Origin of the sequence: Neoalteromonas facilis (assembly GCF_002807665.1) — a bacterium.
Taxonomy (GTDB): Bacteria; Pseudomonadota; Gammaproteobacteria; order Enterobacterales; family Alteromonadaceae; genus Alteromonas_E; species Alteromonas_E facilis.
On record NZ_PEAY01000004.1, the window covers coordinates 298,388 to 323,403 of the forward strand.

Annotated in this window: 26 protein-coding genes and 1 tRNA gene; 15 read left to right on the forward strand and 12 right to left on the reverse strand. The window is 45.8% G+C overall.

The window, feature by feature from the left end:
* Window positions 1-269: 269 nt before the first annotated feature.
* Genes CSH93_RS12780 through folM form a run of 3 tightly spaced genes read right to left on the reverse strand, consistent with a single transcriptional unit; the run spans window position 270 to window position 2,974 of the window.
* The gene (locus tag CSH93_RS12780) at window positions 270-1,181 is read right to left on the reverse strand and encodes a carbon-nitrogen hydrolase (RefSeq protein ID WP_100643651.1); all 912 of its coding nucleotides are present in this window, start codon (window positions 1,179-1,181) and stop codon (window positions 270-272) included.
* A complete protein-coding gene (locus CSH93_RS12785) occupies window positions 1,171-2,235 on the reverse strand; it encodes an agmatine deiminase family protein (protein ID WP_240615598.1) in 1,065 nt (354 codons plus the stop codon). The genes CSH93_RS12780 and CSH93_RS12785 overlap by 11 nt, the downstream gene beginning before the upstream one ends.
* Before the next feature lie 31 nt (window positions 2,236-2,266).
* On the reverse strand, window positions 2,267-2,974 hold the full coding sequence (folM, locus tag CSH93_RS12790; protein ID WP_100643652.1) for a dihydromonapterin reductase: 708 nt from the start codon (window positions 2,972-2,974) through the stop codon (window positions 2,267-2,269).
* 158 nt (window positions 2,975-3,132) lie between these two features.
* On the opposite strand from folM, the gene folE reads away from it, so the two are divergent.
* The gene (gene folE, locus CSH93_RS12795; RefSeq protein WP_100643653.1) at window positions 3,133-3,816 is read left to right on the forward strand and encodes a GTP cyclohydrolase I FolE; all 684 of its coding nucleotides are present in this window, start codon (window positions 3,133-3,135) and stop codon (window positions 3,814-3,816) included.
* 78 nt (window positions 3,817-3,894) lie between these two features.
* On the forward strand, window positions 3,895-5,091 hold the full coding sequence (locus CSH93_RS12800; RefSeq protein ID WP_100643654.1) for a tetratricopeptide repeat protein: 1,197 nt from the start codon (window positions 3,895-3,897) through the stop codon (window positions 5,089-5,091).
* Here the strand turns inward: CSH93_RS12800 and CSH93_RS12805 are convergent.
* The 4 genes from CSH93_RS12805 to CSH93_RS12820 form a co-directional block, all read right to left on the reverse strand.
* Complete coding sequence (locus tag CSH93_RS12805) at window positions 5,084-5,302, reverse strand: hypothetical protein (protein ID WP_100643655.1); 219 nt, start codon at window positions 5,300-5,302, stop codon at window positions 5,084-5,086. The genes CSH93_RS12800 and CSH93_RS12805 overlap by 8 nt on opposite strands.
* Before the next feature lie 85 nt (window positions 5,303-5,387).
* The gene (gene gloA2 / locus CSH93_RS12810) at window positions 5,388-5,792 is read right to left on the reverse strand and encodes an SMU1112c/YaeR family gloxylase I-like metalloprotein (RefSeq protein WP_100643656.1); all 405 of its coding nucleotides are present in this window, start codon (window positions 5,790-5,792) and stop codon (window positions 5,388-5,390) included.
* Between the two features lies 1 nt (window position 5,793).
* Entirely contained in the window at window positions 5,794-7,911 is a 2,118-nt protein-coding gene (locus tag CSH93_RS12815; protein ID WP_100643657.1) for an alpha-amylase family glycosyl hydrolase, read from the reverse strand.
* Between the two features lie 23 nt (window positions 7,912-7,934).
* Entirely contained in the window at window positions 7,935-8,912 is a 978-nt protein-coding gene (locus CSH93_RS12820) for an aldo/keto reductase (protein ID WP_100643658.1), read from the reverse strand.
* A 92-nt stretch (window positions 8,913-9,004) separates the two neighbouring features.
* Here CSH93_RS12820 and CSH93_RS12825 point away from each other — a divergent pair, with 92 nt between their 5' ends.
* Entirely contained in the window at window positions 9,005-9,550 is a 546-nt protein-coding gene (locus CSH93_RS12825) for a lipocalin family protein (RefSeq protein WP_100643659.1), read from the forward strand.
* Window positions 9,551-9,657: 107 nt separating this feature from the next.
* A complete protein-coding gene (locus CSH93_RS12830; protein ID WP_100643660.1) occupies window positions 9,658-10,164 on the forward strand; it encodes a DinB family protein in 507 nt (168 codons plus the stop codon).
* Here the strand turns inward: CSH93_RS12830 and CSH93_RS12835 are convergent.
* Window positions 10,140-11,876 carry a lysophospholipid acyltransferase family protein gene (locus tag CSH93_RS12835; RefSeq protein ID WP_100643661.1) on the reverse strand — a complete coding sequence of 579 codons (1,737 nt, stop codon included), beginning with the start codon at window positions 11,874-11,876 and terminating at the stop codon, window positions 10,140-10,142. The genes CSH93_RS12830 and CSH93_RS12835 overlap by 25 nt on opposite strands.
* A 159-nt stretch (window positions 11,877-12,035) precedes the next feature.
* On the opposite strand from CSH93_RS12835, the gene pyrC reads away from it, so the two are divergent.
* From pyrC to nusG, 9 genes are all read left to right on the forward strand, one after another.
* Complete coding sequence (pyrC, locus tag CSH93_RS12840; protein ID WP_100643662.1) at window positions 12,036-13,073, forward strand: dihydroorotase; 1,038 nt, start codon at window positions 12,036-12,038, stop codon at window positions 13,071-13,073.
* Between the two features lie 12 nt (window positions 13,074-13,085).
* On the forward strand, window positions 13,086-14,657 hold the full coding sequence (locus CSH93_RS12845; RefSeq protein WP_100643663.1) for a substrate-binding periplasmic protein: 1,572 nt from the start codon (window positions 13,086-13,088) through the stop codon (window positions 14,655-14,657).
* Window positions 14,650-16,047 (forward strand): ATP-dependent RNA helicase DbpA, encoded by a 1,398-nt coding sequence (gene dbpA, locus CSH93_RS12850; protein WP_100643664.1) that lies wholly within the window; start codon window positions 14,650-14,652, stop codon window positions 16,045-16,047. The genes CSH93_RS12845 and dbpA overlap by 8 nt, the downstream gene beginning before the upstream one ends.
* Window positions 16,048-16,081: 34 nt before the next feature.
* Window positions 16,082-16,492 carry an MAPEG family protein gene (locus CSH93_RS12855; RefSeq protein WP_100643665.1) on the forward strand — a complete coding sequence of 137 codons (411 nt, stop codon included), beginning with the start codon at window positions 16,082-16,084 and terminating at the stop codon, window positions 16,490-16,492.
* Window positions 16,493-16,506: 14 nt separating this feature from the next.
* Window positions 16,507-17,136 carry an RraA family protein gene (locus CSH93_RS12860; protein ID WP_100643666.1) on the forward strand — a complete coding sequence of 210 codons (630 nt, stop codon included), beginning with the start codon at window positions 16,507-16,509 and terminating at the stop codon, window positions 17,134-17,136.
* Between the two features lie 32 nt (window positions 17,137-17,168).
* Window positions 17,169-19,019 (forward strand): ABC transporter ATP-binding protein, encoded by a 1,851-nt coding sequence (locus CSH93_RS12865; protein ID WP_100643667.1) that lies wholly within the window; start codon window positions 17,169-17,171, stop codon window positions 19,017-19,019.
* A 146-nt stretch (window positions 19,020-19,165) separates the two neighbouring features.
* A tRNA-Trp gene (locus CSH93_RS12870) sits at window positions 19,166-19,242 on the forward strand.
* A gap of 62 nt (window positions 19,243-19,304) precedes the next feature.
* The gene (gene secE, locus CSH93_RS12875; protein WP_100643668.1) at window positions 19,305-19,685 is read left to right on the forward strand and encodes a preprotein translocase subunit SecE; all 381 of its coding nucleotides are present in this window, start codon (window positions 19,305-19,307) and stop codon (window positions 19,683-19,685) included.
* 2 nt (window positions 19,686-19,687) lie between these two features.
* On the forward strand, window positions 19,688-20,224 hold the full coding sequence (gene nusG / locus CSH93_RS12880) for a transcription termination/antitermination protein NusG (protein ID WP_100643669.1): 537 nt from the start codon (window positions 19,688-19,690) through the stop codon (window positions 20,222-20,224).
* A gap of 55 nt (window positions 20,225-20,279) precedes the next feature.
* Here the strand turns inward: nusG and CSH93_RS12885 are convergent, their stop codons facing one another.
* From CSH93_RS12885 to CSH93_RS12900, 4 genes are all read right to left on the reverse strand, one after another.
* On the reverse strand, window positions 20,280-21,596 hold the full coding sequence (locus CSH93_RS12885) for a metal-dependent hydrolase family protein (protein ID WP_100643670.1): 1,317 nt from the start codon (window positions 21,594-21,596) through the stop codon (window positions 20,280-20,282).
* Between the two features lie 178 nt (window positions 21,597-21,774).
* Window positions 21,775-22,023, reverse strand: coding sequence for a hypothetical protein (locus CSH93_RS18015; RefSeq protein WP_205663330.1), 249 nt, complete (start codon window positions 22,021-22,023; stop codon window positions 21,775-21,777).
* Window positions 22,024-22,272: 249 nt separating this feature from the next.
* Entirely contained in the window at window positions 22,273-23,160 is an 888-nt protein-coding gene (locus CSH93_RS12895; RefSeq protein ID WP_124748976.1) for an alpha/beta hydrolase, read from the reverse strand.
* Window positions 23,161-23,418: 258 nt separating this feature from the next.
* A complete protein-coding gene (locus tag CSH93_RS12900; RefSeq protein WP_100643673.1) occupies window positions 23,419-23,715 on the reverse strand; it encodes a DUF2059 domain-containing protein in 297 nt (98 codons plus the stop codon).
* A gap of 264 nt (window positions 23,716-23,979) precedes the next feature.
* On the opposite strand from CSH93_RS12900, the gene CSH93_RS12905 reads away from it, so the two are divergent.
* Window positions 23,980-24,240 carry a DUF2746 domain-containing protein gene (locus CSH93_RS12905; RefSeq protein WP_100643674.1) on the forward strand — a complete coding sequence of 87 codons (261 nt, stop codon included), beginning with the start codon at window positions 23,980-23,982 and terminating at the stop codon, window positions 24,238-24,240.
* Between the two features lie 118 nt (window positions 24,241-24,358).
* Window positions 24,359-24,988, forward strand: coding sequence for a uracil phosphoribosyltransferase (gene upp / locus CSH93_RS12910; RefSeq protein WP_100643675.1), 630 nt, complete (start codon window positions 24,359-24,361; stop codon window positions 24,986-24,988).
* The last annotated feature ends 28 nt before the right edge of the window (window positions 24,989-25,016 follow it).

The window sequence follows — 25,016 nt, forward strand, 5'->3', positions numbered from 1 at the left end:
CCAAAAATCAGGAATCAGGAATCAGGAATCAGGAATCAGGAATCAGTACTCTGGACTCAAGCTCCAACATCTGCATAGCGGCATGACGTTTTTCGTCCGGCCATGATAAGACAACGAGGGTAAAGCATAGTTAAGTGTGTTACCCATACGTATCGCAAGGGACATTAATAGAAGGATGTTTGGGGGGTAACTTTACCGGCAAGTGAGGGTATTAGTTGTCTCAGATTGGTTACAACCAATACCCGTATCTTTATTCATTCGAAAGTAATTTACGAGCGCCAACGCTTGGTTAGGTCTTCGTAAGCGTCTATACGACGGTCTCTAAAGTACGGCCAAATACGTTTCACTGACTCGGTGCGTGTCATGTCGATTTCCACCATTAAAGTTTCTTCCTTATCCGCACTGGCATGAGCGAGGATTTCACCTTGTGGCCCGGCGATAAAGCTTTGCCCCCAAAATTCAATGCCATCTGTGTTATCGCCTGGGACTGCATCTGGTGAGGGCTCAAACCCTGTTCTGTTGGCAACAACAACGGGGACAGAGTTCGCTACAGCATGCGCGCGTTGTATAGTGTGCCACGCATCGTGTTGACGTAATTGCTCGGCTTTGTCGTCGTTTAAATCCCAGCCGATCGCGGTGGGGTAAAACAATATGTCGGCCCCAGCCATGCTCATCAAACGGGCTGCTTCTGGATACCACTGATCCCAGCAGACAAGCACCCCAAGTTTACCAACCGATGTTTCAATCGGGTTGAAGCCTAAATCACCGGGCGTAAAGTAGAATTTCTCGTAGAAGCCTGGGTCGTCAGGGATATGCATTTTTCGATACGTACCGGCAATGTCGGCGCTACGGTCAAATACAACCGCTGTGTTGTGATACAAGCCTGAGGCACGCTTTTCAAACAACGACGTAACCAGAACGATATTGAGTTCATCTGCAAGCGCACCAAAAAACGCTGTTGCATCACCAGGGATAGGCTCTGCTAAATCAAAGGCATTTACGTCTTCGTTTTGGCAGAAATACAGCGTGCTGTGTAATTCCTGAAGCAATACGAGCTCACAACCCTTTGTTGCTAATTCGCGTACCCTGTCAGCACTTTTGTTCCAGTTAACGCTTTTATCATTACTTTCTACGGCTTGCTGCACAAGCCCAACGGTTAAACGTGCTGGTTTAGCTGACATATTCAGTGACTCCTTGAGTAAGCTGGTGTTGGATTTCAGGCTTCAGTGTATCAACAGGCACTTGCATCGTAATACAATGTAAACTTCCATACTGTTGAACTAACGGGTAGCAATTCACGGGCACTACGGTAAAGGCTGGATAGGCTTGTTGAATGGCCGAGATTGCTTGCTCATCTTCCGCTTGGCCATATACAGGGCATAACACTGAATCATTGCAAATGAGATAGTTCGCATATGAGGCGGGTAGTCTGTCGTTGTCTTCATTGAAGATCGCGGGTAACGGCAACTCAAACACATCGTGAGACGGAAAAGCTTGTTTGCATTCATCGACCAAATTAGACAAACCTTCATAATGACCATCGTCTGGACGATTGTGGCAACTTTGGATAACCAGTCCGCTATCTGGGGTATAACGCACTAATGTATCAATATGTCCGTCTGTATCGTCGCCTTCCAAGTGTCCGTGCCTAAGAATAGTGGTTTGTGAACTTCCCAATATACGTGCAAATTCTGTACTGTATTGTGACGATGTCATCGCACCGTTTCGCTCCGGATTTGACAAGCACAATAATGTTGAAAGTAGATGGCCGTTTTGGTCAATTTCTAATGCACCGCCTTCACACACGACTGAACTTGTTTTGATTTGGTGTTTACACAGTGCACTCAAATAGCGTTGATTAACCTCATTGTCACGTTGTGCATTAAACTTGTTACCCCAACCGTTGAATTGAAATTCAACCGGCACACGTTTATTACCTTCGGCGACGGTTAAGAATGCATAGTCTCTTACCCATGTATCATTGTAGCGCGCGTCTAATAGTAATACATGCGCACCGGCCAACGTCTCGCGAATGGCCGGTTTATCTTGCTCACGACATAGTAAAATAACACCTGCGCCAGCAGCATTAATCGCTTTGACTAGATCAGTATAGGTATTCACTACATCAGATAACCACGGTGCCCAATCTGTATTTTCATTGGGCCACGCGAGTATCACAGCTTCACATGGGGTCCATTCAGGAAGTAATGTTGCAGTCACGAACTTTGTATTCACTTATCAATCGAAAACGCAATTATAACGCACTTTATTTTAAATGCCGCCCACCATCGAGATGCAAAGTTTGTCCGGTAACAAAATCACTTTCCAGTAGATAAGCTACAGCCTTTACAACCTCTTGCGGGCCCGGGCAGATTTCTAAAATGGACTTTTTAATTGCCGATTGGCGATACTCCGCTGAGTCATGTTCATTAAACATCACCAAGGCAGGCGCGATGCTGTTGACTTTGACTTTTGGTGCTAACTTACTGGCAAATGAAAGTGTTAAGTTGTGCAGTGCGGCTTTACTCGCCGCATAAGCAATGTGTTTTTGACTACCCTTTTGTTGGACATAGTCCGTCATATGAATGATGTCTGTTACGGTATCCGTGGCGGTTAACAGGGATTCAAACGCTAGATTCATTTGGTAGGGAGCAGACGCGTGCACTTGCATCATCTTGTTAAACAATGCGGCATAGTCGCTTTCAGGTGTTTCCTTGTCCCAGTCAGAGGCATTGTGAATAACAGCGCGTAACGACGTCGTGTAAGCTTTGACCTGATCAATAGCGGCTTCAATACCGGATTGGGTCGAAAAATCCGCCTCGATCATGTGTGCACCACGCGCAGATAATGCATCAACTGATGGTTTTCTGCGCCGGTATGTTATAATCACAGGGAAATCTTGTGCGATTAAGTGATCTGCAACAGCCAATCCGAGTCGCTGTGTGCCACCGGTAATCAAAACAGGTGATTTCAATCAACGTATCCTTTTAGTGCGAATGCCGAAGGGGCATGTTGTGAAAGATGTAACGGTCAGTACGTGGATTATGGTGACATTGGTTTTTTTTGTGGTCAACTAATCCCAATTGCCAAGTTATTACGTATAACTGACTCAAGAGGAAACTGGGAAACGCTATGATATCAAACGAAGCTGTGGTCGTGCGTGATGCATTGGAGCCGAGAATATCACCAGAAGCAAAAGTTGTTAGAGATGCTCTGGTTGCACAAGGATTGGAAACGCCGATGGTGGCAAACCGTTTGTCGGATGAGCAAAAGCGCGAGAAGATCCAACACGCCATGCAAACAGTCATGGAAACCTTAGGCTTGGACCTTCGCGATGATAGTTTGGCAGACACGCCAGCGCGTATCGCTAAAATGTACGTGGACGAAATTTTTGCTGGTCTCGATTACACCAAGTTCCCGAAAATTACCCAAATCGAAAATAAGATGCGCATCGACCAGCCTGTACAGGTGACAGATGTCAGCGTGACGAGCACTTGTGAGCATCACTTTGTCACTATCGATGGGACGGCAAGCGTTGCTTATATCCCTAAAGACACAGTAATTGGTCTATCCAAGATTAACCGATTGGTGGGCTTTTTCGCACAGCGCCCTCAAGTTCAGGAACGTCTTACGCAGCAAGTTATGGTAGCGCTACAAGCATTAACCGGCACAGAAGATGTTGCTGTGAGTATCAATGCTACTCATTACTGCGTTAAAGCGCGTGGTATCCGCGACAACAATTCGTACACCAAAACCTCAGCACTTGGCGGAAAGTTTTTAACAGACAAAGAGTTACGTCGAGAGTTTTTCGGGTAGAGATAGTTTCAGTGGCTTGTTAAGAGACCCGTAAATCGTTACGCTAGCGAGAACCGCACGCAAGGAAGTTGTCATTACATGGTTCGACGTATAGCGCTGGTATGGCTGTGTTGGAGTCTTTGGGGTTGTACTTCTACGCCCACTCCAATACAGACAGATAATGTCTTTGAACTGGGAATACCAGATGAGCTACGCACATTACTCAGCGTGCCATCTCAACCCAATACCTTGCCGCCCCCCGACATTCAATCCATTTTTGCCCTGTCTCCAGAACAAATAGCTCACTTTTGGGACTACTATAATGATCCTATACGGGCCGGTGTTGCTGAACACCGTCGACTCTATAACTACATTGATAATCTTTACGTCGGTTTTTCCTACTTAGGTAAAACCTTTGATGCTCAAACGGCACTGTCAACACATAGTGGGAACTGTCTCTCTTTGGCCATCGTCACCACTGCTTTGGCTAATCTGGCAGGGCTGGATGTTGCCTACCAGGAAGTGAATACAGCTCCTGTGTACCGCCGCTTTGACAACGTCATGACGTTGTCTACACATGTGCGAACGCACTTATTTGAAGCGATATCTGAGGAAGAGGAAAGCGGTAAGTTTATTCGCGGGAAAATTATCATTGATTACTTCCCCGATCGCTCGAATATACGTGGCAATATGATCGATGAAAAGGCATTCCTTGCAATGTATTTTCGTAATCTAGCCAGCGATGAAATTATATATGGGCGATATCCACAAGCCTATCAGTTATTAACTCAAGCATTGCGAGTGGCACCTTCAGATCTTGAAACACTAAATGCAATGGCGGTGGTGTTAAACAAATTGGGAGAGCCGGAAAAAGCATTAGCCCTGTATCGATATGGGTATTCTCAATCTCACTCTTCCTTGAATTTGTTATCTAATTATGCCGAATTACTGCGTCAGCAAGGCAATACCGAACAGGCCGAACGTATTTCAAAAAATTTACTCGAGGCAGATGACAGTAATCCCTATCGTTGGTTAGACCTCGCTAACGAACGGATCCAGCAGGGTAAACATTTCATTGCGCGCTCTTTATTGGCGAAAACCTTGGAAAAAGCGCCTTATTTACATGAAGCATACTTTGCGTTGGCGAAAAGCTACTATCAAACGCAAGAACTAGTCAAAGCTGATGAAGCGCTCAAACAAGCCGCTACGTTGGCATACCGGCCTGAAACGGAGCGACTTTACTTACAAAAAAGGGCGGTGCTAGAAGCTGTTGAGGAGGATACACCGATTATGTAGTGGGGTTATCAGTATCCAAACTGCTGGCGATGACGTTGAGGCGGTTGCCAATTCCATCCGCTACAACTACTTCTAACATGTGTTTGCAACGCGAACAGCGTAGTTGATGTTCACGATACTTTTCCGCGCACAATGATGGCGTTAAATGATTAGTACTGCCGCAATCTGGACAGATAAACTCAGCGGCAAGCTTTTGATGCTCGTTTCCCATGGTGTTCTCCTTGAACGTTGGATGATGCCATTTCCTTTGGTTCTTTAAGTATAGTCAAAATCAAACGAGACCAACATTTTTATTCTCAGATTGAGCTGTCTATTTCATAGAGTTCAAGGGGTAATTCATCGGGATCGCAGAAGAAGGTAAAGCGTTTTTGCGTATAGGGGTCAACTCGAACGGGCTCTGTTGTAACACCGTGCTGACCTAGCCATGCGATGGATTGGTCTAGATCGTGTGTTGCGAAAGATAAATGGCGAAGCCCCAGTGCTTCTGGTTTGCTCGGTCTTTTGGGCGGTGATGGAAACGAAAACAGTTCGATTTGTCCGCCGCCCGGGATCGCTAAATCGAGTTTGAATGATTGACGTTCACTGCGATAGTGTTCGGCGATGACAGCACAACCTAACACATCACAGTAAAATGCTTTTGAGCGCTCATAGTCACTGCAAATGATCGCAATGTGGTGGACGCCAAACACGCAACCGCTCATATTATTCTACCGGCGTTTTAATGATCGACAGGTCAATCGGAAACCGTTTAGATAATTGCACGCCTTGCAGGTTATCAACGACCACTTCTATCTCTACATTGCCTAGCAGCCTGCGCGGCGGCACCACAGCAGCGTAATCTTGAGTGTAATCGGTTGAGAGTAGGGTGCGCTGCCCTTGCTTATCTAAAGCGTATGTCGAAACACTCACCAGTGGCATATCGTTCGGCTGTTGGTACGTAATCTTATAGTCAAATCTGATCCGTTGATTTTCAGCATATTGCTCAAGCTCAACATTGACTGGCGTGGATGGCACTACGGCAGACTGGCTGCGATACAAAGCAAACGAAAAAGGTGCGATTGAAAGTGATAGTGAATCATCTTGTTGAGTCGCATTTATTGCAGCAACAATAGGCTCATAGACTGCTCTTGCAGGGATGGTTGCTGTTACGGATGAAGCATTTGGATTAAAGACCGCCAAATATTCAACGTTTTTGTCAGGTTCAACACGAGAAAACGCTAAGACACGTGAGCTGTCCACGTCAGTATTGCTAAGCGATACGCTGCGCAGGTGTTGATAGCCATAACGCAAAGTATCGTGTTGTAAGCGTAAGCCAGCCAGTGCGCGTAGCCCTTGATAGAGCGGGTGATCAGGATCGAAATTGTTGTCAGCGGTTGTTGCATCGGTCCCAATTAAATCATTGTCATTGTAACTGGCTACTTGGGAGGCAAACATATTCTCGCGTGAATCAACATCCCCACCATCGCCAGTAAACCCCTGTTCATCGCCGTAATAGATAACCGGTACACCGCGCGATACATACATAAAAGCATGAGCCAGTAGGTTGCGTCTAAGTTGTTCAGCTTCGCTGGCATCGGGTTGAGCTTGCTGGATAAACATGCCTACACGGCCCATATCATGATTGCCGAGGAAATTCATTAAACGCGTGGGATCACTATCTGCATCATTGTAGTAATCATCGTTTTGGATAAGCCTTGCTAGACTATCGACCGGATCATCTTTGAAGAAAAAGTCATTGGTTGCGAACTGAATACCAAAGTCCAATACAGACGGCATATTGCCTAATGTGGTGTATCGGCTCAATACCGCTGGATTACCATCATAGACTTCACCAAAAATATGGAAGTGTTCTATACCTTCGGCGAGTGCATGCTCCATGATGGCAGGAGAAAAGGCTTCCCAGAAAGATAAGTCGACGTGCTTGACCGTGTCGATACGGAATCCGTCTGGCTTAAATTCGGAAATAATGTTTTTGTAGATATCAATCATGCCTTGCACAACAAATGGATCTGATGTGCGTAAATCATCGAGCCCAACAAAATCACCATTGAGCGCACTTTCGCCTTGCCAGAAACTGTCACCTTGGTTGTGGTAATACTTGGGATCATTGAGCCACGCCGGCGTTTTAACGCTTTCTAAACCTTCAGGAATATAGGGCGTGTAGCTATCTCCCTCTGCCAATTGTTGAGTGCTTTTGTAAGCACATTCCGACTCACCCTCAATAAAACTACCATCGGGTTTATGGCATTCTTTGTAGCGAATAACATCGGCGGTATGGTTGGTAATGATATCAAAGAATATTTTCATGCCTTTGGCATGCGCCGCGTCGATTAGGCTGCGTAAATCGTCATTGCCACCAAAATGCGGATCGATTTGGGTAAAGTCTAAGATCCAATAACCGTGATGGGCAAAACCGGTACTTTGAATCGCCTGATTACGTAAGATAGGTGTCATCCAGATAGCAGTAACGCCCAATCCTTGCAGGTAATCGAGTTTTTCCTCTATACCTTTCATATCGCCACCATGAAAGGCCCACTTTGATGTAACGTCTAATCCACCAGCTGAAATTGGCTGAGTAGAGAAGCCATTATCGTTGGACGGGTCAGCGTTATTAAAACGATCGGGAAGGACAAAATAGAACACATCATCTCGTACGTCTCGTATATGTGAAGCGTACTCGGGAGGGGGCGCAGTATCGAGAGGGATAACGGGGGCTTGCTGTTCTGCTATTGCAGCTGAACCCTCATCTGGAGCTGGCTTGCAGCCCGCTAGGCCTGCGGATATCGCTAATAGAAGAATGGATAGTCTTATTCTATTCATGATGTTTTCCTTGTTATGAGCCACTATGGCACTTCGTGTCCACGCGCGGCCTCATACAGTGCATACCAATGTTCGCGACTAAGCGAAATAGACATTGCTTGCGCACAAGCGGCGATGCGGTCAGTGTTGGTTGTTCCAATGATCGGTTGAATGTGTTGGGGAAGACGCATTAGCCACGCCAACACAATGGCCTCTGCGGAGCATTGATAAATGTCACTCAGATCTTGGACTAAGCTAACCACATGTTGGTGCTCAGCCGTTTGCGCACGCTTTATGTCGGTAATTTTGCCTTGTGCCAAACTACCCCAGGCTTGCAGCTGTACTTTGTGTTCCTGACAATACGTTAACAAATGACTATCAAAACTATTATCGCGCGCCTGTGCGCTGCCCGTTGTAAGCGATTCATCCAGCCAATCAAATTGAACCAGGCTCATTTCTATCTGATTCGCTACTATGGGCGCATCTAGCGCTTGCTGAAGCCAGCGCAATTGGCCGGAATGCATATTGGATACACCGATATGGCGTATTTTGCCTTGCGCCAACAGTTGATTCAGAGCCCCCGCGGTCTCTTCTATCTCCATCAAAGGATCGGGACGATGCAGTAGCAATACATCTAAGTATTCAGTAGACAAGCGCTTAAGAATGTTCTCTACAGATTGCGTGATCCATTGGGCTGAAAAGTCATACCGCTTAGGGCCTTTTTCATCGGCAAAACGAATGCCACACTTGCTTTGTACTAGCATGCTTTCACGTAGCTGCGGTGACCGCTCTAAGCACTTTCCAAATGCTTCTTCAGCTTTACCAAAGGTGTAAATATCAGCATGGTCGAACAGCGTTATGCCGTTCGCTAGTGCTGTTTCGATGACCTTTTGTGTTTGCGCAATGTCACTTTGGCTAACCGGTGCGTTGGACCAGCCACCGCCGAGCCCCATGCAGCCATAAACAACCTGACTGGCATCAGGCAAATACTGGTGTATTGGCAAGGTTTGTTTGTTTTTCATAAAACTAGCTTAATCAAATTTTGTCAGTGATGCGTATGAATACGTTTGTAGACTATTGTGGCAGAGATTCGCTGTAAAACGGGGATAAATTGATGAAAATCGCGAAAAATTCGAGCGTTCTAAAAGGCCTATGCTGCGCTATTTTGTTGTTTGCGGTAGTGGGATGCACTGGCGTACCGGAAGGTGTAAAACCTGTAACCGACTTTGAACTGAACCGTTATCTGGGCCAGTGGTACGAGATAGCACGCTTTGATCACCCGTTTGAAGAAGGGTTGGAACAGGTCACGGCAACATACTCACTGCGTGAGGATGGTGGCGTGAATGTATTGAACAAAGGGTTTGATACTGAGCAGCAAAATTGGCGTGAAGCGACGGGGAAAGCGTACTTTGTTGGAGAACCTAGCGAAGGACATTTAAAAGTTTCTTTCTTTGGTCCATTTTATGCCAGCTATGTGATATTGGCGCTGGATAAACAAGATTATCGATATTCGTTGGTGACCGGACCTGACAGAGAATACCTGTGGATTTTGTCTCGTACGCCAGTAATGCCACAAGAAGATATCAACACGTTGTTGGGCATTGCACAGCAACACGGCTATGACACTGAGCAGTTTATATGGGTTGAGCAGAAAGAATAATGAAACGCGTCTGAAAGACCTTTAGCACTTGGCAGGTCTGTTTATTCTGTTACTCTAAATCAACGGTTGAAAATCAACCAGTTCCAACGAATGGACGCTAAATCTTTATGTTGCAAAGCCAAGTAGAAGTCGTCTCGCAGGCGCTCGAAGTACTGAATGAATTGTCATCTGAAGAATATCAGCAGGTGCTCACACCGCACTTTAGTGGCTCCATAGGTCAGCACATACGCCATATTATCGACCATTATCTGGCTCTACAAACAGGCTCTTTATCAGGCGTCGTGGACTATAACCAACGTAATCGCGACTCAAATATTGAGTTGTCTGTGGCTGTGGCAATTGAAGCGTTGCAGGCCATTCAACGCTGGTTACAAACGCTCAGCGCAGATGTATTGGCTCAGTCGGTTACCGTCTCAAGTGAGATATCGGTTACACAGCAAGTGAATCAGCGATGTGTGTCAACATTGGCGCGAGAAGTAATGTTCGTGTCCAGTCACGCCATTCACCATTACTCACTTATTGCTATCATCCGTTCGCTACAAGGTAAATCTGTGCCGGATTTGTTTGGTTATGCACCCGCTACGGTGAGTTACATGTCTGCCAATGGTGAGTAGTCACGATACGCCTGCCACTCATCACCTATATACAGTTGTAATTGTTTTTCAGGCGCTCTGGGTAAATCTACACTCAATAAAAAGCCTGGCGTATCATTGAAGTTGGCATCAATACCTAAACAATGAAATGTGGCTCCCAGTCGCAAATAGTGTTTCATTAATATGGGAATACTTTTCCCGTCGGGTTCAATGCTTTGTAGTAAGGCTGGTAGATAATCAATCAAGGATTGTTGTGTTGTGCTGTCGACAATTTCAGCATTGTCAGCCATCAAGAAAGCTGTTTTGGGCTTAACTGCTTGAGTGGGGGTCACATAGGCTTGTTCAATCAGTTTTACACTGCGCGTATCATACATCTTGCTAATAGAGACGGTACCGTACAAGGTTCGGTATTGTGGAAATTGACTCACAAAAGCGCCAATCCCTCTCCACAATAAATACAACCCTACGTGAGAGCGTTGCATTCGCGGGATCAGAAATGAACGGCCCATCTCGAGGCAAGGGGTCTGCTGATTGACAAAGTCAGGTGTAAAATCAAACATGCGACTCAAATACAGTTGCGATAAATCGCCGTTTGCCAGCAATCGATCAGTTTGACCCATCCGGTAAGCACCTACGATAGCTTTTTCTTCCCGGTCAAATACGAATAGGTGAGTATAGGTGCTATCAAAGTAATCGGTGTCAATCGGTTCGCCACTGCCCTCGTTAAGTTCGCGAAAAACACTTTCTCTAAGGCGTGCGATTTCCGTTACCACATTGGGCATTTGAGACTGATAACCATAGTAAATGTCATATTGTTTGTATTCGACTAAATGCTGTTTATCAGGTAGAGAAGCGAGCTCCATAACCATCGCGTTAGGATCGGTAGGCGCCGCTAACGGTTGCAGTTCGGTATATCGGTTCGGTGGCCATTGCATACGCCAATCAGGCTGCTGGGCGTAACTCAGTAAACGACATTGTTCAGCTGATGAAATATGCTTTGCGCCCACCGGAAAGCCAGCAGCGATAGATACTTCAGCGCCATGTTTATTGAGTAATTCGTGGCCCAATAGAAACATGCGTAACTTGTGATAAATACGTTCGACCGAATAAAACAAAGCACTGTTTTCACCACTGACAAACAGTGGAACATATTGGCATTGGTCTGATTTACCAAGGTTGGCCACTATACGATTCCAAGTATGCTCTCTCAACCGTTGAGATTTGCGATCTCGGTAACTGACTTTTCCTGCGGGGAAAATTAGTAGTGCGCCCCCCTCCTGTACATGCCGCTTACACTGCCTAATTGATGGTGCATTGCGTGGATCTTTAGCTGACAAAGGATTGGTAAAAATAAAATAGTCTTGCAGCTCTGGAAAGAGTTTGAGGCCTTGATTGGCTAATACCTTTAGGTCAGGACGCACAGTTGATAGCGCGCGCGCGAGGATCACGCCTTCAATTCCGCCAAACGGATGATTGCTGGCAATAACAACCGGTCCCGTCTTAGGAATGCGATTGATAAGCTCATCCAGTCCCTCTACTTTGATATCGAGGATCTTGATCAGGGTGTCCGCGAAGCGCTCTTTAGACATGCCTTGCATAGCGTGCTGTTGATAAAGCGCGTTCATTTTGTTGATGCCGAGCGCCCAGTCGGTCATGGCAATCAGCAAGCGCCTTGCCATGCTGGGACGCTGCTCGTCGATTAATCGTAACAGTGAAAGTTTGCTGTAAGTCATAGTGAGAGTCTTATACTTCGATTCATTATGTGACCCGAAAGTGGATAAATTGCTTTCTTCATTTGTGGTGACTCATCATGCCAGTGACATTTTGCTGCTTACGACTTCGCTTTAAGGCATAATATCATTACGTGTTCTACAGAGATTCGCAATCCACTTATGACTGATTCACTTACCATTACGGCTCCCGACGATTGGCATCTTCATTTTCGCGACGGCGACATGTTGGCTGAAACCGTTCCTGCAACCACGCGTTGCTTCAAGCGAGCGATTGCCATGCCTAATCTTGTACCGCCTGTGACCACGACCCAAATGGCACTGGCGTACAAAGACCGAATTTTAGCCGCAGCTGGCAGTGATAACGATTTTATGCCTTTGGTGACCTTGTATCTTACGAACGACACAACACCTGAAGAGATCCGTAATGCAAAGAAAGCGGGCATTGTGGCCAGTAAACTATACCCTGCTGGCGCAACAACAAATTCAGATGCAGCGGTAAAAGGGATCGCTTCACTTTACCCTGTGTTTGAAGAAATGCAGAAACAGGGCATGCTACTGCTCATTCACGGTGAAGTGACAGACAATCATATCGATATCTTTGATCGTGAAAAAGCCTTTATTGACCAGCATATGGTGGCGATTACACGAGATTTTCCTGAGCTTAAAGTCGTGTTTGAACACATCACAACAAAAGACGCAGCGGAATTTGTCGCGGCTGGCTCTGACTACCTAGGGGCGACGATCACACCGCAGCATCTACTCCTGAATCGCAATGATTTATTGGTAGGGGGTATTCGTCCTCATAATTACTGCTTGCCCGTATTAAAACGTAACATTCATCAGCAAGCTTTGCGTGAGACAGTAAAAAGTGGTCACAACCGGTTCTTCTTAGGTACGGATTCTGCACCACATGAAAAGCACAAGAAAGAGTCAGCTTGTGGGTGTGCAGGCTGCTACAGTGCTTGGAGTGCAATAGAGTTATATGCACAAGTATTTGAAGAGCTGGGCGCACTGCAAAAGTTAGAAGGTTTTGCGAGTCACTATGGTGCTGATTTTTATGGTTTGCCCAGAAATACTGATACGATTACGTTAAGGCGCGAACCTTGGACTATCCCTGAGTCAATAGCGTTAAAAACGGGCGATGACATCGTGCCTTTTATGGCGGGCACTACGATAAACTGGCGTTTGGCCAAATAAGAGGTTGCAGCATTGCGGCAGTTGAGTTTTATCCAATTTTTCGTGGGAGTCGGGGTTGCCCTGTTTTCCGCGAACCTGCTGGCCGCAGACATATCAAAAATCACCGTACTCACGAGTCCGTTGCCGGTATTTAGCGAGCAACAAGATAATGGCCGAATGACAGGGTATTCAGTTGAGTTTGCTCGTGCCGTATTGCAGCAAGCGGAATTAGACGCTGAGTTTATACCATTGCCCTTTGCTCGATTGATCAACCAAGTCGGCACACAACCCAATACTATTGCGACCGGAATAGGCCGCACAGCTGAACGAGAAGATGGTTTTTATTGGGTTACGCCAATGACCGCCAATGCGATTGGTTTGTTCTCTACCAAGGCGTTACCATTTGAGTCTATTGCGGGTATCAATGAGCCGATTTCAGTGTCCGTGTTACGCGGTGATTATCGAGAAGAATTGTTAAGACAAAACCCACTTATTACGATTGTTGAACTCGACTCATGGGCGCAGGCCGTTGGTTCGGTGTTGCTTGAAAGAGTTGATGCCGTTTTATTTTCTGACCTCGGTGTGGCATTAACCTGTCAAAACGAATTATTGCAGTGTGGTGCGTTAAAGAAAGTATTCACCCACTCTGTTTCATACAGCTACATGGCAGTGCCTAAAACGGAAGAGAATAGAGAGCTAGCGATTAAGCTTACAGAAGCCGCAGGCCAATTTATTCGTAGCCGTCAATTTCAATATTTAGCGGAGCGCTGGTTACCACAATTGCGCTTAGTGTCTGAAGATGTGTCGGTATCTGAAGGCGTTATTATACTTGGTCGAGTAGACAATAAGGTGGGGGCTTCTTCCCCGTTGTGGGTGATCACAAATTTAGAACCTTTATTTTCCGTGCGCGATGAACGCGGCCAATTAACCGGTTATGCGGTGGAACTGGTAAAGAATATTTTGATTGAGGCCGGCCTACATACCGAAATTCTATCTGCACCTTGGCAACGCATACTGGTTGAAAGTGAAATGAAGTCGGATGTATTGGTGTTTTCGCTGGCTCGAACCGCCGAGCGCGAAGAACTGTTTCACTGGCTAACCCCGATCACACAGAATGCCTATTCGGTGTTTAGTTTGTCGGAGCCGCAAGAGCCGGTCAATGCTTTGAGTGACCTTCCAGCAAAGAGTCGTATTGCAGTGCTTAAAGGCGATTTCCGGGAAGATCTCATTCGCAATGCTGGGCATATTGCGGTTACGTCAGAGACCTGGGGGACGGTGCTTTCAAACTTTCTTTCAGGGAATGCAGAATATTTGTTCTTCTCCGATGGTGGTGTAGATGTGATGTGTGATGCTCTGGAGGCAAGGTGTGCTGGGCTTAAAAAAGTATTCACCTATCAGCTCGCGACCACGTATTTAGCAATTTCAAAGCAAGGTACAAAAGACACGTTAATTGAGCGACTCAAACAAGCGTCTGACAGAGTAAAACAGTCACCGCAATTTGCTGCTCTTGTTGAACATTGGTTATCACAATACCGCCAACAAACCTCGTTAAAGATGCATGAGGATGGTGGGGTTATAAAATTATGGAAACGCGTTGATGAGTGATTCTGTCACGTTAAAAACTCTCGGCTTGATTGAGCCTTTGCACACGTTCATGCAAAACAGCGGATATCACACTCTAACTCCCATTCAAGCGCTGGCCGTCCCACCTGCCGTCAGTGGTCGAGATGTGATTGCCAAAGCTAAAACCGGTTCTGGCAAGACCTTGGCATTTACCTTGCCTATATTAAATACTCTTAATCCTCAGGCGCGTTTACCTCAAGCATTGATACTTTGTCCTACGCGAGAGCTTGCTGAGCAGGTGGCTGAACAAATGCGCGCAGCGGCGCAGTACATTGCGAATGTGAAAGTGTTGACCTTGTGCGGCGGTGTTCCAGTGCCACCACAAATTGCCTCATTAAAGCATGGTGCAAATATCATAGTCGGCACGCCGGGCCGAGTAATGGACCACCTAATGAAGCGACGTTTGATATTGGATGAAGTGAATCATTTTGTCCTTGATGAAGCTGATCGCATGTTAGATATGGGATTTGAGGACGAACTTAATGCGATTGGTAAAGCCCTACCAGTGTCACATCAATCGCTACTGTTCTCGGCGACATTTCCAGACAGTGTAAATCAATTAATGGCGTCAATGACGCAAGATGCGCTGCGTGTGGAAGCGCCTGACAACAGTGTGCAAAGCAACATTACGCAATTGGTGTACCGGGTAGAGGAACACACGCGGCTGCAAACTCTGCAAGCAGTGTTAACGGATGAGCAGCCAACGACAGCAATTGTTTTTTGTGGCACCAAGAAAGACACACAAGCTGTGACGGATGAACTCAATGCCAGTGGATTTTCTGCTGTAGGCTTACACGGCGACTTAGAACAGCGCGATCGCACTGCGATGCTAGCGATGTTTGCGTCAGGAAGTGCTCGTGTATTGGTGGCGACGGATGTTGCGGCTCGCGGGCTTGATATTGAAGCGGTTGAATTGGTGATCAACTTTAAAGTCAGCGAAGACGCGGATACGCATATCCACCGTATTGGTCGAACAGGCCGAGCTGGCCTATCAGGAAAAGCGATTTCATTGGCAAGCTCTGCGGAAGATATATTTGTAGCACGTATCGAAGAACATATGGATTGCAGTTTGCCTCGTAAAGGCGGGCAGTCGCTACGTTTTCACGCCAACCGTATCATTGCGCCTGAATATACGACTATTCAGCTGAGTGCTGGTAAAAAGGATAAATTAAGGCCTGGCGATATTTTGGGTAGTCTGACCAAGGATGCAAGTATCTTAAATGATGATATTGGAAAGATAAAAGTGACTGCCACGGTCAGTTTTGTTGCGGTAAAACTTCGCAGCGTCAAACGTGCAATGGCGTTTTTCCGTGACGGTAAAGTTAAAGGTAAACGTGTTCGAGCGCGGAAGCTTACGCCAATCGTGAGTTAGTATCACCGCGCAGTCGTAAAAATAGGAGACAATGATGTCAGCGACGATTAGCGTGTTAATTGGTTATATTCTTTGGACAATGTTGTTATTACTGCTGTTAGCGAGTTATCGCACGATGATGGTAAAACAGCACGGATCATTAAGGTATTCGGCAGACGGAAGTGATGTACCTCCGTTTGGGCAGCGCCTGACAAGGGCTCAAGCAAATTGCAGTGAAAGCTTTGTGCTTATTGGTGGTACGTTGCTACTTGCACTGGCCACTAACAGTGCGGTCATTACTGACGGACTCGCTTGGGTATTACTCGCTGCGCGTATTTTGCAATCTGTTACACATGTGCTATCGACGAGCAATCTGGCTATTCAAATGCGTTTTGTGTTCTTCCTTATTCAGTTTGGATTGTGCGGCTACTGGTTAATTATGCTAGCGTTAAAGTTTTCCGCATAATGTGAGCATTATTCATGGACGCCATCATTCAACGCATCAGCGCTTTATCACCTTGTGATTTCGCTGATGCATTACCGGTTTCGCAGTTTATAGATCCCGCCATATCATCGTTATGGCAACCCGTTCCTAAACTGGTAGGGCGCGCTTATACTGTGAGCTGCCCTGATGGTGACCACCTTATGTTTCACACTGCAATTTATCGGGCAAAGCCTGTAGATGTTATTGTTGCTGTGGGCGATCCTACCTATGCGCTTGCGGGTGGTAACGTATGCGCTATTGCACAACAAAATGGTATTGCTGGATGCGTGATTGATGGGCGCGTGCGAGACTTAGCTGAAATTCGCGACATGCAGTTTCCAGTATTTGCCAAAGGCGTTATCCCAAAGCCGGGTGCAAAAAAGCAGATAGGGACATTAAATACGCCCGTCACATGTGGTGGCGTGACCGTTGAAGATGGCGACTATATAATTGCCGATGAAGAGGGTATTGCCGTCATTCCGCAGGCAGACATACTCGCAGCACTTGAAAAAGCAGAGGCAAGGGCGCATAAAGATGCCAGTACTCCGTTGCCTCAATGGCGTGAACAGCATAAAGCAACGGTTGATAAAGCATTACAAGCATTGGGCTTTGAGACTGAGGAGTAGGTCAGTCAGGCCTATTTCGTTTCAGGATATTCATGTTTTCATTTTTTGAACGCTTAACACAAGCATTCCCATCTGATCCGCCTACACAGCCGCCCAAATCGATTTGGGCTTTTTGCCGTTATTACACGCAAGGCATGTGGCCTATCATTCTGTTTGTGTCGTTTTTGAGTGCCTGTATAGCGGCACTAGAAGTGACATTATTTGGTTTTATGGGGCAGCTAGTTGATTGGTTTTCAGAACGGGATCCAAAAACCTTCATGCAGGAAGAAGGCGATACGCTCATGTTATATGGGGTTGTCGTGTTGCTGTTGATCCCTGGTCTAATTTTCTTGCATTCAATGCTTAAACATCAGTCGTTAATGGGCAATTATCCGATGCGCATTCGCTGGATGGCGCACCGCTATTTGATTGGTCAAAGTTTAAGTTTCTTCCAAAATGAATTTGCTGGACGAGTGGCGACTAAAGTCATGCAAACCGCTCTGGCTGTGCGTGAAACGGTTTTAAAACTACTGGATCTTATGGTCTATGTGGGGGTGTACTTTTTCAGTGTGGTGACTCTAGTATTCACCACTGATTGGCGCTTGAGTATACCGCTATTGGTATGGCTGGTGCTCTACATTACTATTTTACGCGTTCTGGTACCGCGCTTGAAACGGATATCAGAGAAACAAGCAGATGCACGCTCAATGATGACTGGCCGTATTGTCGACAGTTATACCAATATGATGACGGTTAAGCTTTTCTCGCATAGCCAGCGCGAGTCTAACTACGCCAAAGAAGCAATGAGTGGATTCTTGCATACCGTGTATCCACAAATGCGTTTGGTGACCGTATTAGAAGGAGCCATTGAATTTCTCAATGGCACGCTCATCTTCGTAATGGGCGCATTGTCCGTTTATTTATGGCTTGAGCAAATCGCCAGTCCTGGTGATATCGCAATTGCGATAGCCTTGTGTTTGCGCCTCAATGGCATATCACATTGGATCATGTGGGAAGTGTCTAGCCTGTTTGAAAACATTGGTACCGTGCAAGACGGCATCAATACATTGTCACGCCCAGTGGCCGTTGAAGATGCAAAAGACGCCAAAGCGCTTGAAGTTAAAGGCGGTGAATTGCGGTTTGATGATGTTGAATTTGCCTATGTACCAGAGCACGCCAAAGATGCTATTGCAATCCCGGTATTTGAGCGCTTGAATCTTACGATTAAACCTGGCGAGAAAGTTGGCTTGGTAGGCCGTTCTGGTGCGGGTAAATCAACGCTAGTGAATTTGTTACTGCGTTTTTATGACATTCAAGGCGGCAAAATTTATATTGATGGCCAAGATATTCGTGCTATCGACCAAGAAAGTTTACGCGCTCAAATCAGTATGGTGACTCAAGATACATCGCTATTACACCGTTCTGTGCGTGAAAATATAGTCTATGGCCGCAGTGATGCGGGCGAAGAAGCAATGATTGAAGCGGCGAAAAAAGCGGAAGCCCATGAGTTTATCCAGCAGTTGTCAGATGCGCATAATCGTCGCGGTTATGATGCTCATGTGGGCGAACGCGGAGTAAAACTTTCTGGCGGTCAACGTCAACGCATCGCCATTGCGCGCGTGATGCTGAAAGATGCACCTATTTTGATCTTGGATGAAGCAACATCAGCCTTAGACTCAGAGGTTGAAGTGGCAATTCAGGGGTGTCTGAATCAGATGATGGAAGGTAAAACGGTATTAGCAATTGCGCATCGATTATCGACTATCGCGCAAATGGACCGTTTGTTGGTGTTAGACAAAGGCAAGATAGTCGAGTCAGGTACACATGCAGAGTTATTGGCATTGAATGGTATATATGCAAAATTGTGGGCGCATCAGACCGGTGGTTTTATCGGTTTGGAGTAAGATACGTGCATTTCTCGCTTGTATCCAAAGTGGGAATAAGTATAATGCGAGACCCTTCCTTGCGATGCCCTCGATTCCCTTGATTTAGAGACTTCACAAGGTAAGTGTAACTATTAAACGGTGAGCGTTTAGACGAGCACCAAATTAGGGGTGTAGTTCGAATTGGTAGAACAGCGGTCTCCAAAACCGATGGTTGGGGGTTCGAGTCCCTCCACCCCTGCCAAATTAAGTCGTCGAATAGATTCGACAAGCGGATGTTCCGCAAACGTTTAGGACATACGGGTAATGAGTGAGAAAGTAGAAAATACATCAGGTGGTGCGTTAGACCTGATCAAATGGCTAGTCGTATTTGCATTATTAGCAGCTGTTATTGCTGGTAACAGTGTATACGGCGATGTTTCGGTACTTTACCGTGCACTAGCAGCAGTTGCTGCGGTAGTTATTGCCGGCTTTATCGCCGCAACTACGGTAAAAGGTAGTGCATTCCTTACTTATGCCAAAGAGTCGCGTACTGAAGTGCGCAAGGTTGTGTGGCCTTCGCGTCAAGAAGCAACACAAACGACGCTAATCGTTTTAGCCGCTACCGTTATTGTGGGTCTTTTATTGTGGGGCCTTGACGGTATTATCGTACGAGTTGTTGGTTGGATCACGGGTATAGGAGCATAAGCATGTCAGATAAGAAATGGTATGTAGTACAGGCTTACTCACAATACGAAGGCCGTGTTAAGAAGACACTTGAAGAATATATTAAGATGCACGGGATGGAAGACTACTTTGGTCAGATCCTTGTTCCGACTGAAGAAGTTGTTGAAATGCGTGCAGGTCAGAAACGTAAGTCAGAGCGTAAGTTCTATCCAGGCTACGTTTTGGTCGAAATGGAAATGAACGAAAAATCGTGGCACTTAGTGAAAAGTGTTCCGCGTGTTCTTGGCTTTATCGGTGGTACTTCAGACCGTCCTATGCCAATCACGCAACGCGAGGCTGACAATATCCTTAACCGTCTTGAAGAGTCGGTGGATAAGCCAAAACCAAAAACATTGTTCGAGCCAGGCGAAGTGGTTCGCGTTACCGATGGTCCATTTGCCGACTTCAATGGTGTTGTTGAAGAAGTGGATTACGAGAAGAGCCGCGTTAAAGTGTCGGTTCTTATCTTTGGTCGTTCAACGCCGGTTGATTTGGAATTTAGCCAAGTCGAAAAAGGCTAAGCCTAAAGCATTAGAAAAAGCCCATCATATGATGGGCTTTTTTTGTCGGTCCCATTTATTGTTTATACACATGACCTTGTTTCATGACGAAACTAACTGCCTTCATGGCGTTGATATCGTTCAGTGGATCACCGGATACAGCAATAATATCGGCTCGCATACCTTCTGCGATTTCGCCGCGATCAGAGGTGCCCATTAATTCAGCGGCATTGATGGTGGCCATGCGGATAGCATCTAATTCTGAAATACCCATTCTGACCAGTGCGGGAAATTCAAGTGCGGTGTCCTTATGAGGAAATACGCCATTATCCGACCCAAACGCCATTTTGACACCGCCCTCGTAGGCAAGTTTGAAGCTGTTGACGACTAATGGTTCAAGGTACTTACTTTTAGCCACTGTCTCTGGCGGGGTGTCAGGGGCAAGTTCGAATTCATTCAAATAGGCTTGGGGCACCAGAAATGTGCCATGTTCTTTCATCAGTGCTACTGACTCTTTAGTTAAAATGGAGCCATGCTCAATAGAGTCGATACCGGCCTTCACTGCAGCATTAATACCTTTTGTGCCATGTGCATGAGCCGCCACTTTGAGGCCCAACTTGTGCGCTTCACGCACGATAGTTTCCAGCTCTTCTATTGAATATTGCTGAGCGCCAACCTCTGCGTTTTGTGAGAAGGAGAAAACCCCACCCGTGGCACACACTTTTATCACCCGTACTCCATGTTTGGCTTGATAACGAACGGCTTTCATAACTTCGTCCACACCATCAGCAATACCTTGTTCAGGGCCAAGCTCCATGACTCCGGGTGCGTAGCCTGTCCAGTCACAGTGACCACCAGTGATGGATATCGCGTGTCCTGCGGGCCAAATGTCGGGGCCTTCTATGTAACCCGCCGTTATTGCTTTCATGAGTGCAACGTCTGGAAAGCCGGGGAATGCCCCCAAATCACGTACTGTGGTAAACCCAGCATTCAGTACCTCCCCAGCAAAGCGTACCCCTTGCAAAGCAAAATCAGGGGCAGTTTGACGCACTGCCGCTGTAGTCCATAAATTACCGGTAAAGTAATCAGCTGTTATGTGAGTATGCGTATCGATAAGCCCCGGTAGCAACGTTTGCTCGCCCAGATCAATGATGGTTGCCGAAGTCGGTAGTTTTGTTGGATTGATCTCTGCGATGACCCCGTTCTCTACAACTACCGCCACGGGTGATACGAACTTGCCCGAGCGTACATCAAGCATACGCGTTGCTTTTATGACGGTCACACCATCTGTACTGTTAGCCGCTATTGCTGTTGAATGTATTGCTAAGGGGGCAAGCAATGAGATTAAAAGGTAACCGAGTTTACGAAGCTGTTGAGTTGCCGATGCCATCATGAGTATCGCGCCTGTAGTGTGCAGGTATAAGTTAGAACAACTATAGGCGCAGATTGAAGGGTTTACCAAGGCGCGTCTTACGATTGTCTTTCACACCGCAAACAGCAACGGCATTGCGTCATCAAAATTTCAACTAGCTGTCGTCGATTTTCATCTTGGGATGCGTTATTGGAAAGCGTTAGCAACCACCGCCATCTCCACCACAGTCACCACCCCCTGAGCCATCAAAAAAGCCGCTACCATCGCCATCCCCGCCGCTTCTACCACTCGCGGATTTGCCAATCAGCAAAGCAACTTTAACCATAAGAATGATTGCAAATAGGCCGGTTAACGCTGGACAAACCGCGCCATAAAAATAGTCGGTTGACGATAGGTCGGTGTAGAAGCCGAAGATGAGTAGGCCGGCCAAATACAATAACGTTTTCATATTTGCAGAATCTAGGCGTTTTATGCTGTGCAAAGCGAATGCTTATTTCCTACCTTTTGTAGCGGCAATCGCAATGATAACGACAATAATAACAACGACTACAGCGCCGACTAAAGAACTACTCATGTTGTGCTCCTATCTTCCCATATGCAGCTAACTGTAGGTCAAACTTCCGCCGCTAGCCAGTTGAGCCTGCAAGAAATCCAAGTGTATGGCCAGCTGCAAAAATGACTCGCCGTTATCGGAATTTTAGTGCTTTAGCCATTTCAAAATGATCTCACTGCTATCATCCCCAACGATGGCCATGCTGGGATGATTTCTATTCGGTAAATCTTCAACGGTGATGGTGTTGCTTTGTAAATCAGCAAAACTTGCAAAAGGAGCCACCGGATCTTGTGATGAAGCTAAGATTAAGGTTGGTATGGATAACGTAGAAAGGATAGGCAATATATTCGTGTCGGCAACCGTTAGGTTAGCGTCAGTCAACGCTGATAATGCTCCTTCTAAAATCGAAGTATCACCCATGATCCTGTGTAGATATGGATGATTGGCATTAGCGTACCGCAGCACCGCTTGATCAAAATCGATCATGGGCGCTTGTAAAATAATGCCTGCAACGTCATTGCGCATTTTAGCTATATGGGTAGCAGCGACAGCCCCCATTGAGTTCCCTAACAAATATAGGGGCTGTTCGGAAATGTGTTCTTTGTTGATTAGTTCATTGATGATGTGGCTATCACCTACACCAAAGGCTTTAGCGCCGCTAGATTCTCCATGGCCTAGTAAGTCAGGTACTATCACGTTATAACCCAAAAAACGAAAATACAGTGCGGTGTTAAGCATGAATTCTTTGGAGGCGCGGAATCCATGCACCAATACAATGGTAGCGGGAGTCACTTCAATAACGTCTTCTCTGGATATATCTAACGTCACTTCAGTCGTTGTTGAGCCAGAGTCGAGCTCAGTTTGATATTTTAGCTTTTTACTCGCTAAGGGACGCCCCACATAATAGCTAATGCAATCCTGCGCATTTGAAGAACAAAACTCTCGCTTTTGAAAGCCTTGTGCCGCTATTTGCTGTTCCGATGCAATATTGCCAAAATCAAAGCTTTCTGCCGACTGTAAGTATTCCGACACAATTGACGAACAGCCCAACAAAGCAGCGCTTAAGCTTAAAACGATTAACAGTTTAAAGAGTCTCAGAACTTTTCTCCCCACGAAACCTATCTGTTTAAGACGCCACCAACGGAAATGTCGACTAAGCCAATAAATTAACTAGTCTTTTTCTGAAGTGAAATGATGCATTGCACGGTTGATATTCTCTATCACAATTTCACTCGACTTCTCTTGTAATATGGGCAACTTCTTTATAACTGAAATGCCTTCTTGAGTTGATTAAAAATCAACAATGGCTTCTAGCTCACGTGTTGTAAAAAGCTCCTCATACATGGCTAATGTTGGTAGATACGAGGATTCCCAAGACATGGCGTCTCTAAAATATGCCTCAAACTCCTCTCCAGCTGTTGTTGGGTTGTTTTTAAACTGGGCGATGTAGGAATCAATCATTAATTCATGGTTTTCTCTAGCATTTGTTAGTTCAAGTAAGTGATCTATCAAATCTCTTTTTTCGTTGGCTTGAGCGGTAATGGGTAATATTAAGCTCAAGATTAGGATAGCAATTCTCGCTTTCACATGTTCTCCATATGGTTTAAATGACTGAAATTATTATATTTATATCACTCCTACTATACATTTATATAAAGCTGGTTCCTACTGTGTTCCAAGTGTTCAGGAATCCTTTCAATGAATGCTTGGAGGCTTTTAAGCATTAAAAATGCTAAAGCGCAAAGGGCGTTTGATGCAATGTCGATTACATCAATTGTTACATCTGTTTGATTGCATGTTTTTTAAACATCTGTAGAGTGCAATCATCAACAGTTTTAAAGGAGAATAGTGATGGATGAAGGAATGATTTTTGTACTCACCATACTGTTTTTGTTTGTTTTGCCGATCGTGTTTGTTGGTATTTGGACTTCACATAAAAAAGACATGCTTAAGTTGAACGGTCAGTTGTCGACATCGGAAAAAGCCAATTACGAAAACGAATTGACCAGTATCAAGAAGCGTTTAGAGGTGTTGGAAGCGATTGTGACCGATAAGCGCTATCAATTGGATTCTGAAATTGCAGAATTGCAAAAATCTGAGCGAATTCAATAAGCTTTGTAGTTGCCCAAGCCGTCATTAGCAACTACGATTATGCGCAGGATATTCATTTACCCTGCGCATTTTCTCTTTTAGAGGCCTTAAAAATTGCGCAGTGCGACGGAGAAAAGCCGTGTCAGTGCAGCAAATCAATCACCCACTTATTCAACATAAACTAGGCTTAATGCGTAAAGCCGGTATTAGCAGCAAGCAATTCAGAGAGTTAACGAACGAACTCGGAACCCTGTTAACGTACGAAGCCACTCGAGACTTAGTAACCGAGCCGGTTAGTATTCAAGGGTGGGCTGGCGACCCCATTGAAGTAAAGCGGATCAAAGGAAAAAAAATGACGGTCGTGCCTATTTTACGTGCCGGACTTGGCATGTTAGACGGCGTGATGAACCTCATCCCCAATGCCAAAATCAGTGTGGTTGGCTTATATCGAAATGAGGAAACGCTCGAGCCGGTGGCTTATTTTGACAAGGTTGTGAAAGATGTAGAGCAGCGCACTGCACTTATTATCGATCCGATGCTTGCCACGGGCGGTACGTTAAATGCCACGATTGATTTGCTCAAAAGTAAAGGCTGTAAGCATATTATGGGATTATTTTTGGTGGCGGCCCCTGAAGGAATTGAAGCGGTAACGTCGGCGCATCCGGATGTGGATATTTATACTGCCGCAATAGACGAACGTTTGAATGAGCATGGGTACATTCTACCCGGTCTTGGTGATGCAGGTGACAAGATATTCGGTACTCGATAAACCAAGTGTTCCGAAGAGATAAAAAAAT